Source organism: Aeromicrobium sp. P2_G6 (genome assembly GCF_056403535.1).
Genome location: NZ_JBFUFH010000001.1, coordinates 1,150,389 through 1,165,235, shown reverse-complemented (window position 1 = coordinate 1,165,235; position 14,847 = coordinate 1,150,389). Strand labels below are relative to the sequence as shown.

Below are 14,847 nucleotides of genomic sequence, written 5' to 3'. Positions count from 1 at the left end.
GGAGCCCCGCTCGTCCTAGGACCGGCGCTCTACGTTGACTTCAGAAGTTCTACGATGATGTCACACAGCACCATCTGAAGGGGAGAACCATGAGCACTTTCGGCATCCTCGGCGCCGGCCAGGTAGGGAGCACCCTTGCCCGCGTCGCGGTCGCAGCCGGCTACGACATCGTGATCGCCAACTCGGGAGGACCCGAGACATTGCAGGGCCTGGTTCGCGAATTGGGTCCACGAGCGCGCGCCGCGACTGCATCGGAGGCGGCGGCCGACTCGGACTTCGCGATCCTCGCCTTCCCGTACGTACCCGGTGCCAAGCTGCCAGTGGACGAGCTGGCGGGCAAGGTCGTGATCGACAACAACAACTACATGATCTGGCGGGACGGCAACTATCCCGAGGTTGACTCGGGACGCAAGACGATCCACGAGCTGCGGCAGGAGCAGCTGCCGACCTCCAAGCTCGTCAAGGCGTTCACACACGTCCAGTTCCACGAGCGCTTTCCCGTGCGCGGCCCCGAGGACACCTTGCCTGCCGTCATCCGACTGGCGCGGCCAGCCGGTGCCGCCGATCGGAAGGCACTGGTCGTCTCGAGCGACTACCCCGAGGCCGTCGAGCTGGTCACGCGCTTGTACGACGACCTGGGCTTCGACGCGGTCGACAACAGTCCCTTGAGCGAGTCGTGGCGTAGCGCGCCCGGCACGCCGATGTGGCGCCACCACGTCGACGGCCAGACGCGCGAGGAACTCCTCCGCAACCTGAAGCGCGCCGAGCGCGTCGGCGGCTGAGACAGGTCGTCGGTGCGGGTGTCGAATATTCGACACGCTGATTCCCGGCCGTATGATGACGACATGGCTTCGAATCCCACACAAGCGAAAAAGACGACGCGACGAAAGACTTCGGCGGCGGATGACGACTCACCCACGGCGTCCACCCGCAAGCAGCTCATGGAGAACGAGGTGCTCGAGCACGCGACCCGCCTGTTCGCCGAGCGAGGGTTTGCCGGGACCAGCCTGCAGGACGTCGCGAACTCGATGGGGCTCAAGCGCCCGGCGCTTTACTACTACTTCAAGAGCAAAGACGAGCTGCTCGACCGATTGATCGTCGAGGGTGTCAGTGGTCCCACGCACGAGCTGAAGATCATCGCCGAGCAAACCGATCTGAGCCCGGCCGAGCGCCTGCACGCCATCACACGCCGGAACCTCAGGTGGGTCCTGACACACATCGATCGGTTCCGTCTGCTCGTGAAGTCGGAGTCGGAGCTGTCACCAGCGAGTGCGAAGAAGTTCAACGCCAGCAGCCGCGAGGCGATCGATACCGTCACCGCGGTCATCGAGGAAGGCATCGAGGCGGGCCAATTCAGATCGGTGAATCCTCGCGTCGCGGCGCTCGGCGTTTTCGGGATCTCCAACTGGGCAGCCTGGTGGTACCAACCGGGAGGATCTGACTCCGTCGAGTCCATCGCCGATCAGCTGGCCGACCTGGCCGTCGCGAGTGTGCAAAAGGCTGAGCAATCCTCTGACACAGCCCTGAGTCCGAGCAAGGCGATCGCACTCCTTCGACAGGATCTCGACCGTCTCGAACAGGCACTCGACCGCGACTAGAGCCAGGGACCGAGGTCCGGAGCCTCGGGGAGTGTGTGTGGCCGACCGGTCAGCCACGCGACCTGCTCGGCGAGCTCGCCGTCGACGTCGGGCACGTCGCCGCGCTTGGCCAGTACGTCGGATCGCAGTGCCTCGAGAAAGTCCTCGGGCAAGTCGGCAAAGGCGATGTTGAGCGCCAGGTCGACGGCGTGCACGTAGACCTCTCGCGCGCGCAGCCACGGGATCTCGGTCGCCGGCACCGTTCGACCCTGAGCGGTGGTGACCATTCTCGACCACTGGTCACCGGTCAATCGGCCCATGGACGAACCCAGGCTGGTGGACGCCTCACGCAGCCAGGTCAGGAGATGCGGCGCCGACATCTGCAAGCCGCGCTCGATACCTTCCGCCCGCGCTTCGGGAGACGCATACATCGGCGTGGGCTCGCCGGTGGCTGCCCATCTGACGAGGTTGCTCAGGGCATCCGCGTTGGCTGCAACGTGCGCGACCAGATGCCGACGGGTCCAGCCGGGCAACCCGGTCGGGTGATCGAAGGTCCGCTCCGTCAGCTCACCCGCGGCGTCCAGGAAGAGCCTCGTGCCATCATCGGCCCACCGTCGGGCAGCCTCGGGGGTGCGAGGGCGGGTGTCCCCAGAAGTCGGCATCAGTGCTTCACCACGCGATTGATGCAGGCTCCGACTCCCTCCACCTCGGTCACCACCGTCTCGCCGCCAACCAGGTAGGTCTTCGGGTCACGCGCGTGTCCAACCCCGGCAGGAGTCCCTGTTGCGATGAGGTCACCCGGGTTGAGTCGAATAACCGTGGAGATGTACTGCACCAGATGCACGGGGTCGAACAACAGCGTGCCAGTGCTGTCCTCCTGCATCACACGCCCGTCCACAGTCGTCCGCACGGTCAACGATGGGCGCACGCCGCCGACCTCGTCAGGTGTCACCATCCACGGGCCGACCGGCGTCGACGAGTCCCAGATCTTGCCCTGCGTCCACTCGACGGTTCTGAATTGCCAGTCGCGCATCGAGATGTCGTTCATCACGGTGAAGCCGCCGATAGCCGCTTCCGCCTCAGCCGCGGTCGCACGACGCACGGGACGCCCGATGACGATCGCGAGCTCGACCTCCCAGTCCAGCGCATCGGTCTCGTCCGGCTTGACGATGTCGTCGCGAGCGCCGACAAGGGTCTCGGCAAACTTCGGGAACAGCGTCGGATACGCCGGCAGTTCACGTCCCATCTCGCGGATGTGGTTCTTGTAGTTGTGTCCGACGCAGATCACCTTCGAGGGCGTAGGCACCACCGGAGCGAAGTCGGCGCATTCGACCGCATAGGTGGCTCCCTCGGCCGTGGCAGCGTCCTCGCGCCAGGAGCTCCGAGTCAGCAGCTCGCCGACGTCAGCCGCACCGAGGTCGACCAGCCGGTCTGACTCCCAACGCACTGCGCGAGTTCCGCCAGGTGTGCGGATCGTCGCGATCCTCATGCTCGAACCTCCCTGGCCGACACGTCAGTCCGATCCAGTTGAAGCGCCTCGAACACCGGCGCGTCGGAGAATCGGAAGAGATCGAGTCCGCCGGAATCGGAGTCGGTCGAACCGGCCTCGGATCGCGCGGAGAAGGGTTCCCAGGACGGGACGACGAACAGGTCGCCGCGCCCCACCGTCCAGGTGACGTCCCCTACGGTGACCGTGCCCGACCCATCGAAGACCTGGTAGACCGATGACCCGGTCTCGCGGACAGGTGCGGTTTCGGCTCCCCGGGCGATGCGATGCATCTCGGCGCGAATCGTCGGCAGTACGTCGGCCCCGGAGGTCGGGTTCATGTAGCGCACCGCGGCGTGACCGTGCTCCACGGTTCCGCCGTGCCCTTCCGCCTCGATGGCCAGCTGGTCAGCCAGCGCGCGGTCTGTGAACTCCCACTTGTACGCCAGCAGTGGTGAGCCGGGCCTCAACTTTGCTCCGCCGATGGATGAGAGCGGCCGCAGGCCTGGATGTCCCCACAGCCGCTCAGACCGCGACCTCGACGGGGTCACGCGCTCCGCATCCGAGATCTGGTCGCGGCCGAACTCGAAGAATTGGGCTTCGGCGGCGTACTGGAACGGAATGTCGAGCCCATCGATCCACGCCATTGGCTTGGAGGTTGCGTTGTGGTGGGCGTGCCAGTTCCAGCCGGCTTGTGGCAGGAAATCGCCGCGGCGCATGGGCACGGGGTCACCACCGACGACGGTCCAGACCCCCTCACCCTCGACGACGAAGCGGAAGGCGTGCTGAGTGTGTCGATGCTCGGGGGCGTCCTCGCCGGGCATCAAGTACTGGATCGCAGCCCACAGCGTCGGCGTGGCGAAGGGACGACCCCCCAAGCTCGGGTTGGCCAAGGCGATCGCCCGGCGTTCTCCACCACGGCCGACCGGCACGATCTCGCCGGCCTGCGCTGCGAGCCGTCGGAGGTTCTCCCACGTCCACAGGTGGGGCACCGCGCGGGACCGTGGGTGAGCCGGCATCAGATCGCCGATCTCGGTCCACAACGGCACCAGCAGCTCCTGCTCGAAGCCTCGGTAAAGTTCTTCAAGAGCGGGGGTCACATCAGGCTGGTCGGCTGCGGCCACCGCCTGGAGTCGAACCGGGGTCTTCGCAGTAGTCATGTTTGAACTCTTGTCTCATCTCGATTGGTCGGACAGGGAGGTTCTGCAAGCTCGAACCGGGACTCTGTGGGCCTGGCGTCCGGCCGCCTCACCAGGAGTGGTCGCGCACCTCGGGCGGAGACCAGATGCCGGCGTCACGCAGACGGTCCAGGACGGGTCGGAAGTCGAGCACCTCACGCGGACTCCACAGCGGGAAGTTGATGAGGATGTTCGACGTGTCCGTCTGGCTCTTCAGGGCGATCAGCTGCTCAGCCACCTGGTCCGCGGTGCCCATGAACTTGAGGATGCCCTGCCCGCTGCCCCAGGCCCGGGCAGCCTCCTCGCGGGTCATGCCCTCGAACATCGACTCGATCGACTTGATGTCGCCGAGGATGTCGGCGGTCAGCTCCACCGTCGCGTCGTAGTTCAGCGTCTGGCACAGCCGGTCGTACTCCTCCTCGGCCTGGCCCTCGTTCTCCCGCACGATGGCGATGGCAAAGGGGGACACCCCGAGAGGGGCCTCCCGCCCGACGCTCTGCGCGATCGACTCGGCCCGCTGCTCGGTCTCGAGCACCTTGTCAACGCTGTTGCCGGCCACGACCAGCATGTCGCAGTGCTCGGCGGCGAACGTCATGCCGGCTGGAGATGCTCCTGCGCTGACCATCAGCGGATAGGGCTTCTGCGCGGGCCTGGGGGCCTTGATCCGACCTTGCACCTTGTAGTACTTGCCGTCGACGTCGATCGGCTCGTGCTCGGTCCACAGCCGCTTGACGATCTCGACGAACTCGCCGGCCATGGCATACCGCTGGTCGTGCTCGACGAGCGTGTCGTGGCCGAACAGCCGCGCTTCGGGGTCACCGAAGCCGGTGACGACGTTCCAGCCCCAGCGACCTTCACTGAACGCGTCGAGGGTCGCGCCCATCCGTGCTACGTGGGCCGGCTTGTGGTGCGTCGTGTGCATCGTGGTGATGACACCGATGTGCTCGGTCACCGCGAACAGCCCCATAGCGAGCATAGGGGCGTGGAACTTGGGCGACTGGTGGCCTGCCCGCTCGGCGGCACGCTGATGCCCTGACCACGTGTCGGCAATGAAGATCGAGTCGAAGCCTGTGGCCTCGGCCGCCTGCGCCATCTCGGTGAAGACCTTCTTGTTCAGCGGCGGAGTGGTCTCGGCGGCCTCGTCGGACCAGATGTGGTCGGTCTGCCCGGTGGGGAAGAAGTAGCCGAAGCTCAGCTCGTCGGGGTTGTCTCGCTGCATCTTCATGATGTTGTTGCCTTTCACATAGCGTTTGGTCCAGCGCGGTTGAAGGGGTGGTGCCGGTGCTGCGCTCAGCCGACCGAGGCGTAGCGCCCCTTGTAGTACAGAAGTGGGGCGCGTTCGCTGTCGACGCGGAGGTCCAGCACCTCGGCCGCCACGATCGTGTGGTCACCGCCGTCGTACTCGGCCCACAGTCGGCAGTCGATCGTCGCCAGCGCATCGGTGAGCGCTGGCGCACCGAAGCTTGTAGGGCTCCAGTCGACGCCCGCGAACTTGTCGCTGCCGGACCGGGCGAAGGCCGTGGAGTGGGCGTCCTGATGATCGGCCAGGATATTGATGGCAAAGCTCGCCAAGGGCCTGATGACCGGCCACGTGGTCGAGGTCCGTGCCGGCGCGAAGGTGACCAGCGGCGGGTCAAGGGACAACGACGAGAACGACTGGCACGTGAAGCCGACTGGTCCGTCTTCGGTGTGTCCGGTGACGATGGTCAGACCGGTGCCGAAGTGGCTCAACGCATGACGCATCGCTGCGCCATCCACCTCAGTCATTCGAACTGGCATGGCCGACTCCGATGACTCGTGCGGCGTCGGCACCCGTGGGTGATTCGACCCATCCAGTCCGCGATCGAACTCGCCACTCGCCGTCCATGGGGTTCCCCAGCGTTCCCATCGTGATGCCTTCCTGCTCGTCCATCGGTTCTGAACCTTAAGTCGAGTATTGGACGGTCGCGTTGGCCAACACCAGCAACGTTCCGCGGGGCAGAACGGGACCGCGCAGTAGGTGGCCGTTCCCTGCGCCTCACGGGACAGTGGTGACATGACTGCGTTACGCCTTGCCCCCGATGGGACGGACTCCCCTACAGACCCAGTGCTCGCCGATCTGACGGCTCGACTGGCGGACCGAGTCGTCTCCGACCCCGGTTCCATGCTGGGCCACCTCCGCGACCAGTGCCTCCTGGCCGAGTCCGGCACGCCAATCGCGGTGGTGCGTGCCACGAACCGGGACCACGTCGTGGCGACCCTGGAGATCGCGGCCTCCCATGGCGTCGCGGTCGTCACGCGCGGCGCTGGGACGGGCCTGTCCGGGGCCGCCAACGCACTCGACGCCGGGATCGTCCTTGACCTCTCGGGCATGCGACAAGTGCTGGAGATCGATCCCGTCGCACGAATCGCACGCGTCGAGCCCGGCGTGCTCAACGGCGATCTCGACGCCCTCGCCAAGGAGCACGGCCTCTGGTACGTGCCGGACCCGGGGAGCCGGGCCATCTCCACAATCGGCGGCAACGTCGCCACCAACGCGGGAGGCATGTGCTGTGCCAAGTACGGCGTCACGGGCGACCACGTGCTCGAGCTGACGCTGGCACTCGCCAGCGGCGAGCTCGTTCAACTCGGAGGGACCACGCGCAAGAACGTCGCGGGCCTCGACCTGACCCGGCTTGTGGTGGGCTCGGAAGGCACGCTCGGCGTCATCGTCGAGATCACGGTCCGACTGCGCGCTCGGCCGAGCGGCACCGGGACGGTCGCCGCGACCTTCCCGTCGCCGTTCGAGGCCGTCGCATTCGTCGCCGCGATCCAGGATGCAAACATCGAGCCGGCCGCAGCCGAGCTCATGGATCGCACGACTGTGCGGGCCGTCAACGAGCTCGTCCGTATGGACCTCGACGAGGACGCGGGCGCCCTGGTGCTCCTCGTCCTCGACGGCCCCCATGCCTCCGCCGAGGCCGCCATCTGCGTGGCGCTCGCCGAGGACCGAGGCGCCATCGAGGTCCTGCACACGACCGATGAAGACGAGGGCAGGGCGGTCATGGAGGCCCGCCGGCTGGCGTACCCGGCATTGGAGGCTTGGGGCAGCACCCTCCTGGACGACATCGCAGTCCCGATTCACCGACTGCCGGAGATCCTGGAACGGATCGAACGAGCCTCGCAGGACCACGGTGTCGTCATCGGCACCTTCGGCCACATCGCCGACGGGAACCTGCATCCGACGATCGTCTTCGACCCCGCCGATCCCGCCGCGACTCCGAGGGCGAGGGCCGCGTTCGATGACATCGTCTTCGCTGCGCTCGAGCTCGGTGGCACCGTGACTGGTGAGCACGGGGTCGGGGTCCTCAAGCAGCCGTACGTCGCACGGCAGGTCGGTACAGCCGAGGTCGCGCTGATGCATCGGGTCAAGGTGGCGTTCGACCCGCACGGCATCCTCAACCCCGGTCGCGGCTACTGACGCACGCCCACACGACCAGTCAGAGGTCTACGATGCGGGCATGCGGCGCGAAGTACCGGCGGTGGTCCAGTCGGCCGATCACGTGCTCACCCTGCTGGAGATCCTCCGCCGGGACGAATGCCTGCACATCAGTGCCGCCGCGCGCGAGCTGGGCGTCGCGCCATCGACGGCGCACCGGCTGGTGCAAACCCTCGTCTTCCGGGGATATGCCGTGCGCAAGATGGACCATTCCTACGGCCCCGGGCCCGCGCTGCCACGCAATCCCGCGCTCGCGGGCTGGTCCGCATTGTCCGGCCGGTGGCATCACGTGCTCGAGGACGCGGCACGCCGCACTGGCGAGACCGCCCACGTCATCGTCCGCGACGGAACCAGCGCAATCTTCATCGACAGCGTCGTCTCCGACCAGCCCTTGACGGTCGGGTCACGCGCCGGCACACGGATGGCGGCCGAGCGCAACTCCGGGGGCAAGGTCTTGCTCGCCCAGCTGGGTGAGGCTCCGCTGCGAGAGCTCTACGCGGAGCGCTCGGACGTCGACGTTGAGGCTCTGCTCGTACGGCTGGAGTCGATCCGGCGCGAGGGGTTCGCCCTCAGCGACTCCGAGAGCGAGCGCGGCATCACCGCGATCGGCGTCCCGGCGCAGACCGACCCGGTTCAGCAGGTCGCCATCACGGTGTCGGGCCCCTCGCTGCGGTTCGACCGCCGTCGGGCGCTCGAAGTGCTGCCGGACCTTCACGACGTGGTTGCCACCGCGGACGTGTCCTGAGCCACGGCGACGTCGGGGTCCGTGTCACCGCGCGCATCGCGGTGCAGCCGTGACGGCTCGAGTAGGAGCCACCCCTCCGCCGTCCGGGCGATCAAGCCCTCGCGGCGCATCTCGTTCATGGCCCGGGCCACGACGTCGCGGACCGATCCGACCGACTCTGCGACGTCCCACTGGTTGGCGCGGACGACGAGCTCGCCCCGCGACGAGTCCGCCATGTCGAGCAGGTGCCAAGCGACCCGCGCGCGGATGTTGTCGAACATGCTGTGGCCGGCCACCTCCATCAGGGTCGAGGCGATCTGTGCCGCACTCTCAGCGATCGCCCACGAGAGTGCGGGGTGTCGCTGCGCCAGGGATCTCACCAAATCTGGGTCGATCCGCACAATGACGCAGCTGGTGAAGGCCTCCGCCTCGACGTCATGCTGCCTGACAATGCTGCAGATGAGACCGATGCACTCACCGGACTGCGCGTACCGGAACGCTGCCCGCCGCCCGGACGAATTGGTCGCGAGCACCCGGACGAGACCGTCGACGATCAGCGACACCTGGGGTGTCTCGTCGGCACGCTGGATGACGTCACCAGCTGCCACCCACTCCAGCTTCGTGCCCCCCAGGAGCAGAGCGCGAGCCGCATCGTCCAGACTTGCGAACGGACTCTGGTGCCACGCCTCGTCGAGTGCGGCAGCCGGTTCGTACACATCCGGGTTGGCGATGTCCGCGAAGGACCTCACAACACGTGCCCCAACCGCGGCCGCGCGATCGAGGCCCAGTCCTCGAACGCAGCCGGGTCCTCGCACTCCTCCTCCAGCAGGAACAGCGAACTGGTAGGGCAGCTCGCACCGAGCTCGGCCAGCACAGGCTTCAGATGCACCTCCCCGGCCATCGCGTGCCGGGGCTCGCCGGCGACCATGAGCGGCACGACCGTGAGGGTCCTCAACTGGCCGGCCCGGACGTGATCGAGGAAGAGCTTCAGCAGGCCCGTGAAGCTGGCCTTGTAGGTCGGGCTGGCGATGACAGCGAGGTCCGCCGACGCCAAGAGCTCGACCTTCTCCGCTGTCGCCGGCGACGACCAGTCCAGCAGACCGGCCCCGAGGTCGACCAGGTCAATGCGCTCGTCCGGGTCCCGACCGGTGATCGCTCGCACGGCGAGGTCGGCCGCGGCGTACGTGCGCGAGCGCGGTCGGGGATTGCCGACCACTGTGACGATCCGCGAGGTCACCCCGGTCACCAGCTGTAGTCGCGCGAGAACGGCGGTGTACGCACACCGGCTTCCTCCAGCCGAGTGAGCACTCCCTTGAAGTTGCGCAGTTCGTCGGGGCTCCAGAGCGGGAAGTTGATCAGGACACCGCTGGCGCCGGAGTTGCGCTTCAGCGAGATGAGCTGCTCGGCAACCTCGTCGGGGGTGCCGATGAGCTGCAACTGGGCGCTGCCCGAACCGATGGCACGGATGGCCTCCTCGCGTCCCAGCCGGTCGAACAGCGCCTGCGCCGTCTCGATCGAGCCCAGAATGTCCCCCGCGATCTCCCACGCCGCATCGCCGTTGAGCGACTTCAGCAGGTGCTCGTATTCCTCCCGCGCCTCACCCTCGCCATCGCGGACGATGCAGATCGCGAAGGGCCAGCTCGACACCGACCGGCCGGTCGGCTTGACGATCTCCTGCAGCCGCTCATCGAGGACGCGGACGTCCTCCTCGGTCCGAGCCAAGGTGACGAGCGCGTCGCACCACTGGGCCGCGAAGGCCGTCCCCGCCGAGGAGGCTCCGGCACTGACGATGAGGGGCCGCGGTTGCTGGGCCGGGCGCGGCGCCTTGACCCGTCCCTGCGAGCGGTAGTACTTGCCGGTGAAATCGATGGGCTCCTGCTCGTGCCACAGCTGCTGCACGACGTCGACGAACTCCGAGGCCATGGCGTAGCGCTCGTCGTGCTCGACGTACGGCTCGCCGAACAGCGCGGCCTCGGCCGCGGCGTGCCCTGTCACGGCGTTCCATCCCCACCGGCCGTCGCTGTACGCGTCGAGCGCGGCACCCATGCGGGCGATGTGGGCAGGATGGTGATGCGTGGTGTGGAAGGTCGTGATGACACCGATGTGGTCGGTCACCGCGAAGATGCCCATCGCGAGCAGCGGGGCATGGAAGGCCGGTGCCTGGTGGCCAGCCACCTCCGCCGCCCGCTGATGCCCCGACCAGTTGTCGGCGATGAAGAGGGAGTCGAAGCCCGTGTCCTCAGCAGCCCTGGCGAGCTCCAGGAGGTTCCTGCGTGTCATCCGCGGGGTGCGCCGAGCCGCCTCGTCGGACCACACGTGGTTGGTCTGTCCGGCGGGGAAGAAGTAGCCAACGCTCAGCGCGTCGGGATCCGTGTTGAGCTGCTTCATGTTGGGGCTCCATCCTGGTTCATGTTCGTGGGGCTCGGGAGGACTCACATCAGGCCGTGCTGAATCGGTTCGCCGATCACCCGTGCGTATCGGTCGAGGTGCGCGCCAGCTCTGCCTCGAGCGAGGCGACGTGTTGCTGCAGGACCTGCGCTGCCTGCCGAAAGCGACGCCGGGGCAGCCGGAACGCAGGCGCGGAGACACAGACCGCCGCGACGGGCTGCATGTCGGGATCGCGGACGGTCGATCCGATCGCGACCACGCCGCGCTCGCTGAGCCCCTCGTTGATGCCGTAGCCGCGCCGCCGCACCTCGGCGAGGGTGCGACCCAGACCCTGCGTGTCGATCCCCGCCTCGGGGATCCCCTCGGGGAACCTCCTGGCCAGCTCGGCCGGCGGGAGCGCGGCGAGCAGCGCCTGGCCGCCCGAGGTCTTGTACGCCCCCATGATCGCGCCTGCGCGCGAGCCGATCCGCAGCGACTGACGGCACTCCAGACTCATCAGGAACTCGACTTCAGTGCCCCGTAGCACCAGGAGGTGGACGGTCTCGTCGAACTCGTGTTGCAGCTTTTCGAGGATCGGCGTCGCGACGATGCTCAGGGTGTCCCGCTTCGCGACACCGCTGGACTTGCCGAGCGCTGGCCCCCGCCAGTAGAGGTGCCCGTCGTCCTTGCGGGCGAAGTCGCGGTAGCAGAGCATGCCCAGCAAGCGATGCGCGGTGGATTTGGCCACGCCGAGCTCGGCTGCCGCATCGCTGACTCGCACGCTCCCATCGCGGGCGAGCATCTGGACCAGCTGCAGCGCGTTGTCGACCGAGGTGATTGCGTATGCCGGTGGTGTGCGGCGACCATCGGCGTCAACAGACTTCTCCGCCGTCACCGTCGGTGGCCGGGGACGTGCGGGCAGCGGAGCCAAGACCTCGCAACCGCTCGGTACGTCAAGAACGCTGTGTATCACACCCATGACCTGGTCCTCCATCCTTGTTTCTCGGCAGATACGAGCCCCGGCTTGCATCCTCGTTCGCGGCAGGAAGGCGCGCCAACGAGGTTCCGCTGTGCAGAACGGCGGCAGGGCGGGGTGTCCCCCGCAGGGCGTGCGCACCTAGGGGGTGGGCTGACCGCCGATACCCAGTTCGCGAGGGGTGTTGACGAGGAGTTCGGCTCCGCCAGGCCGCACGACCATGAAGTCGGCGTACATGATCCCGATGTCGGTCTTCCAGTTCCGGTCGTGCAAGTCGATGTTGTTGCCGACCGTCATACCCTCCTCGAAGACCAGGTCACCGATACCGTCGCCGTTAAGCGTGCGCGAGCCGAAGCCAGGCTCGTACACGACGGTGGGGAACTCCGGCGACGCCAGACCCATCGCATGCCAGCCCAGCTCGACCCAGCTGACGCCGGCACGTGCGGCCGGCTTGCGGATCGCCTCCCACGCGTCTCGCATCGTGTTGCCCGGTACGAGGGCCTCGCGGCTGGCGTCGAGGCACTCGACGGCGACCTTGAACAGACGGTCGAGTTGTGGCGGGACGTCCTGCTTCTCGCCAACGAAGACGGTGTACTCGGTGTGCGCGAGATAGCCCCCGTACTTGGTGTGCCACTCGACCACGACAAGGTCGCCCTTGTCGAGGGGCCGCATCGTGGGGGCCATCGGCTGGTCCGCGCCGTGAAGCAGGTGCCAGATCTCCTCGCTCGGGTGCTCGATCGGGCCGGACCCGAACAGCTGGAAGATGTTCGGCTCGCCACCGCTCGAGATCGACCGTTGCACCATGTTGGCAAAGACAGAGGCCTCCGTGGCGCCGGGGACGGCGCTCTCCACCAAAGCGTCGACGACCGACCGGGCAATCCGTCCGGCTTCGCGCAGGTGGTTGATTTCGACCTCGCTCTTGATCATGCGCAGGTCTTGGAGGTGGCCATCGAAGGGAACGAAGGTCACACCAGGCAGCAGCGAGGTGTAGGCGTCGTGGTCGGACTTGAGCAGCGTGGGTGGCTGGATCGTCGACGAGAACGAGACCAGCCCGACGCGCGAGCTCGCGAATCCACGATCGGAGAGCTCCCCCGCGACCTCACGGGGACCCCGATGGATGCGGATGTCGTCGACCCAATCTTGCAGTGACGCCTGGGGGTGGTACGGCTGGCTCATGTGGGCGACGGCATTGAACAGGACCGGGTCGCCCTCCAACGGGAAGATCCCGACTGTGCCCATCTTGGCGGCGATCCCGAAGATGTACCGAATGTTGGCGTTGCCCATGTCCCAGTAGATGTCGTTACCGAGGAACAGCAGTGCCTCGACTCCCTCGAGCAGCATCTTCTTGCGCAGCCGGTCCCAGCGACGGTCCCGCTCCAAGCGCGGCATCTGCGGAAAGTGCCGCGAGGGGACGGTCGTAGCGCGAGCTCCCTCGGGCACAGGGTGGTCAGGGAAAGGCGTCATCAACCCGGAGACGATGTCGCGTCGCTCGTGCGGCACCGGCTCGCCGGAGGGCAGCAGGCATTTGGCGGGGGCAGTAATCTCCGGCCCGTTCTCGATCGGGGGCGTCAGTGTCACGGGTCAGTCACCATCTCTTGTTCGGGCATCGCTGCCACGGTGTGAGGATGCAACGATGATCGCCTCGTCGCGCAGCCTTGGGCCATGACCTGAGTCATGGCGGCGTACGGGTGCCGCTGTGGGTTTTCCCTTCACGGCGGGTCCATCGCGGTCGGAAGTGTAGGAAGCGTGAACGTGTGCCCCATGCGGTCGCGCTTCGTCGTGAGGTACGCGAGGTTCTGCGACGTCACGCGCGGGGGCACGGGCACGCGTTCGGTGATCTCCAGCCCGTAGCCGCTCAGCCCCGAGTACTTGTGGGGGTTGTTGGTCAGCAGGGCAAGCCGGGAGATGCCGAGGTCCGCCAGGATCGCCGCGCCGACGCCATAGTCACGGCTGTCGACTGGGAGTCCCAGATCCAGATTGGCGTCGACGGTGTCCCGGCCGAGGTCCTGCAGCGCGTACGCCCGCAGCTTGTGGCCAAGGCCGATGCCGCGACCCTCGTGTCCGCGCAGGTAGATCAGCACTCCTACGCCCTCCTCGACGATGCGGGCCAGGGACTGGCGCAGCTGGAAGCCGCAGTCGCAGCGAGCCGAGCCCAGCAGGTCGCCGGTGAGGCACTCGCTGTGGACGCGGACGAGCACCGCGCTGCCGCGGGCCGTGACGCTCAGGAGGTTGCCGCGGACCAGTGCGAGGTGCTCGGCTCCGTCGATCTCGGAGCGGTATGCGATCGCGGTGAAGTCGCCGTGCTCGGTCGGCAGGGTGGACTCCCCGCTGCGGGTCACGAGCTGGTCGCTGAGGCGCCGGTGGCGGACCAGGTCGCTGATCTGCACCACGACCAGGCCGTGCTCGGTGGCGAAGCGGGACAGACCGTCGCCCGAGATCGGACGGCCGTCGTCGCCCGTCAGCTCCGTGATCACGCCGACGTCCTGCCGGCCGGCGAGCTTCAGCAGGTCGACCGACGCCTCGGTGTGGCCGGGCCGCTTGAGGACACCGCCTGCACGCGAGCGCAGCGGGAAGACGTGACCGGGACGACGCAGACATTCCGGCCGCGTGGTCGGGTCGGCGATCGCACGGATCGTGGCGGCGCGGTCGGCAGCGGAGATACCGGTGCCGGTGCTGACGTGGTCGACGCTCACAGTGAATGCCGTGCCATGGGGATCCGAGTTGTCCTCAACCATCGGCGGCAGGTCCAGCTCGCGGGCGCGCTGCTCGGTCACCGTGGCGCACACGATGCCGCTGCCATGGCGCAGGTAGAACACCATGTCCTGCTCGGTCATGGCGCTGGCGGCCATCACCAAGTCGCCCTCGTTCTCGCGGTCGTCGTCATCCGCGACGACAACCATGCCTCCTCGCGCCAGCACCTCAAGCGCTTCGTCGATCGCTCCCATGGGTCGTCTCCGTTCCGCTGCGGTGTCCGTGGACTCAATCGAGTCGACGCGCCGTGTTCCTGCCTCAACAGGGTCGCCTTTAGACCCTGCCGGGCACCAACTACTTTCCGCGCTGCAGAACGATGGCCGTCCGGGCA

General features: G+C 67.3%; 15 protein-coding genes. 4 read left to right on the top strand and 11 right to left on the bottom strand.

Annotated elements, in window-relative coordinates:
* Nucleotides 1-89: 89 nt before the first annotated feature.
* Both AC1DVU_RS05740 and AC1DVU_RS05735 read left to right on the top strand, forming a co-directional pair.
* Nucleotides 90-782 carry an NADPH-dependent F420 reductase gene (locus AC1DVU_RS05740; protein WP_476921455.1) on the top strand — a complete coding sequence of 231 codons (693 nt, stop codon included), beginning with the start codon at nucleotides 90-92 and terminating at the stop codon, nucleotides 780-782.
* Nucleotides 783-794: 12 nt separating this feature from the next.
* Complete coding sequence (locus AC1DVU_RS05735) at nucleotides 795-1,598, top strand: TetR/AcrR family transcriptional regulator (protein WP_476921454.1); 804 nt, start codon at nucleotides 795-797, stop codon at nucleotides 1,596-1,598.
* Here AC1DVU_RS05735 and AC1DVU_RS05730 read toward each other — a convergent pair.
* From AC1DVU_RS05730 to AC1DVU_RS05710, 5 genes are all read right to left on the bottom strand, one after another.
* Entirely contained in the window at nucleotides 1,595-2,239 is a 645-nt protein-coding gene (locus AC1DVU_RS05730) for a maleylpyruvate isomerase family mycothiol-dependent enzyme (RefSeq protein ID WP_476921453.1), read from the bottom strand. The genes AC1DVU_RS05735 and AC1DVU_RS05730 overlap by 4 nt on opposite strands.
* Complete coding sequence (locus AC1DVU_RS05725) at nucleotides 2,239-3,066, bottom strand: fumarylacetoacetate hydrolase family protein (protein ID WP_476921452.1); 828 nt, start codon at nucleotides 3,064-3,066, stop codon at nucleotides 2,239-2,241. The genes AC1DVU_RS05730 and AC1DVU_RS05725 overlap by 1 nt, the downstream gene beginning before the upstream one ends.
* Complete coding sequence (locus AC1DVU_RS05720) at nucleotides 3,063-4,223, bottom strand: cupin domain-containing protein (RefSeq protein WP_476921451.1); 1,161 nt, start codon at nucleotides 4,221-4,223, stop codon at nucleotides 3,063-3,065. The genes AC1DVU_RS05725 and AC1DVU_RS05720 overlap by 4 nt, the downstream gene beginning before the upstream one ends.
* Before the next feature lie 88 nt (nucleotides 4,224-4,311).
* Nucleotides 4,312-5,466, bottom strand: coding sequence for an LLM class flavin-dependent oxidoreductase (locus AC1DVU_RS05715; RefSeq protein WP_476921450.1), 1,155 nt, complete (start codon nucleotides 5,464-5,466; stop codon nucleotides 4,312-4,314).
* Nucleotides 5,467-5,531: 65 nt separating this feature from the next.
* Nucleotides 5,532-6,008, bottom strand: coding sequence for a flavin reductase family protein (locus AC1DVU_RS05710; RefSeq protein WP_476921449.1), 477 nt, complete (start codon nucleotides 6,006-6,008; stop codon nucleotides 5,532-5,534).
* A gap of 268 nt (nucleotides 6,009-6,276) precedes the next feature.
* Between AC1DVU_RS05710 and AC1DVU_RS05705 the strand changes: the two genes are divergently transcribed.
* Nucleotides 6,277-7,680, top strand: coding sequence for an FAD-binding oxidoreductase (locus tag AC1DVU_RS05705; RefSeq protein ID WP_476921448.1), 1,404 nt, complete (start codon nucleotides 6,277-6,279; stop codon nucleotides 7,678-7,680).
* 40 nt (nucleotides 7,681-7,720) lie between these two features.
* Nucleotides 7,721-8,443: an IclR family transcriptional regulator gene (locus AC1DVU_RS05700; protein ID WP_476921447.1), complete on the top strand. Its 723-nt coding sequence runs from the start codon at nucleotides 7,721-7,723 to the stop codon at nucleotides 8,441-8,443.
* Here AC1DVU_RS05700 and AC1DVU_RS05695 read toward each other — a convergent pair.
* From AC1DVU_RS05695 to AC1DVU_RS05670, 6 genes are all read right to left on the bottom strand, one after another.
* Nucleotides 8,410-9,171, bottom strand: a complete 762-nt coding sequence (locus AC1DVU_RS05695; RefSeq protein WP_476921446.1) for a Crp/Fnr family transcriptional regulator — start codon at nucleotides 9,169-9,171, stop codon at nucleotides 8,410-8,412. The two genes, AC1DVU_RS05700 and AC1DVU_RS05695, sit on opposite strands and share 34 nt — an antisense overlap.
* The gene (locus tag AC1DVU_RS05690; protein ID WP_476921445.1) at nucleotides 9,168-9,668 is read right to left on the bottom strand and encodes an NADPH-dependent FMN reductase; all 501 of its coding nucleotides are present in this window, start codon (nucleotides 9,666-9,668) and stop codon (nucleotides 9,168-9,170) included. The genes AC1DVU_RS05695 and AC1DVU_RS05690 overlap by 4 nt, the downstream gene beginning before the upstream one ends.
* Nucleotides 9,665-10,810, bottom strand: coding sequence for an LLM class flavin-dependent oxidoreductase (locus AC1DVU_RS05685; RefSeq protein ID WP_476921444.1), 1,146 nt, complete (start codon nucleotides 10,808-10,810; stop codon nucleotides 9,665-9,667). The genes AC1DVU_RS05690 and AC1DVU_RS05685 overlap by 4 nt, the downstream gene beginning before the upstream one ends.
* A gap of 76 nt (nucleotides 10,811-10,886) precedes the next feature.
* A complete protein-coding gene (locus AC1DVU_RS05680) occupies nucleotides 10,887-11,768 on the bottom strand; it encodes an IclR family transcriptional regulator (protein ID WP_476921443.1) in 882 nt (293 codons plus the stop codon).
* A 138-nt stretch (nucleotides 11,769-11,906) separates the two neighbouring features.
* On the bottom strand, nucleotides 11,907-13,154 hold the full coding sequence (locus AC1DVU_RS05675) for a M24 family metallopeptidase (RefSeq protein ID WP_476921442.1): 1,248 nt from the start codon (nucleotides 13,152-13,154) through the stop codon (nucleotides 11,907-11,909).
* A gap of 320 nt (nucleotides 13,155-13,474) precedes the next feature.
* A complete protein-coding gene (locus AC1DVU_RS05670) occupies nucleotides 13,475-14,710 on the bottom strand; it encodes a bifunctional 3,4-dihydroxy-2-butanone-4-phosphate synthase/GTP cyclohydrolase II (protein ID WP_476921441.1) in 1,236 nt (411 codons plus the stop codon).
* Nucleotides 14,711-14,847 lie beyond the last annotated feature (137 nt).

Bases quoted from the DNA above. Each gene is read 5' to 3' on its own strand.
- AC1DVU_RS05740 (WP_476921455.1), top strand. From the start codon at position 90: ATGAGCACTTTCGGCATCCTCGGCGCCGGCCAGGTAGGGAGCACCCTT.
- AC1DVU_RS05730 (WP_476921453.1), bottom strand. From the start codon at position 2,239: ATGCCGACTTCTGGGGACACCCGCCCTCGCACCCCCGAGGCTGCCCGA.
- AC1DVU_RS05725 (WP_476921452.1), bottom strand. From the start codon at position 3,066: ATGAGGATCGCGACGATCCGCACACCTGGCGGAACTCGCGCAGTGCGT.
- AC1DVU_RS05720 (WP_476921451.1), bottom strand. From the start codon at position 4,223: ATGACTACTGCGAAGACCCCGGTTCGACTCCAGGCGGTGGCCGCAGCC.
- AC1DVU_RS05715 (WP_476921450.1), bottom strand. From the start codon at position 5,466: ATGAAGATGCAGCGAGACAACCCCGACGAGCTGAGCTTCGGCTACTTC.
- AC1DVU_RS05710 (WP_476921449.1), bottom strand. From the start codon at position 6,008: ATGACTGAGGTGGATGGCGCAGCGATGCGTCATGCGTTGAGCCACTTC.
- AC1DVU_RS05705 (WP_476921448.1), top strand. From the start codon at position 6,277: ATGACTGCGTTACGCCTTGCCCCCGATGGGACGGACTCCCCTACAGAC.
- AC1DVU_RS05700 (WP_476921447.1), top strand. From the start codon at position 7,721: ATGCGGCGCGAAGTACCGGCGGTGGTCCAGTCGGCCGATCACGTGCTC.
- AC1DVU_RS05685 (WP_476921444.1), bottom strand. From the start codon at position 10,810: ATGAAGCAGCTCAACACGGATCCCGACGCGCTGAGCGTTGGCTACTTC.
- AC1DVU_RS05680 (WP_476921443.1), bottom strand. From the start codon at position 11,768: ATGGGTGTGATACACAGCGTTCTTGACGTACCGAGCGGTTGCGAGGTC.
- AC1DVU_RS05675 (WP_476921442.1), bottom strand. From the start codon at position 13,154: ATGCCGCGCTTGGAGCGGGACCGTCGCTGGGACCGGCTGCGCAAGAAG.
- AC1DVU_RS05670 (WP_476921441.1), bottom strand. From the start codon at position 14,710: ATGGGAGCGATCGACGAAGCGCTTGAGGTGCTGGCGCGAGGAGGCATG.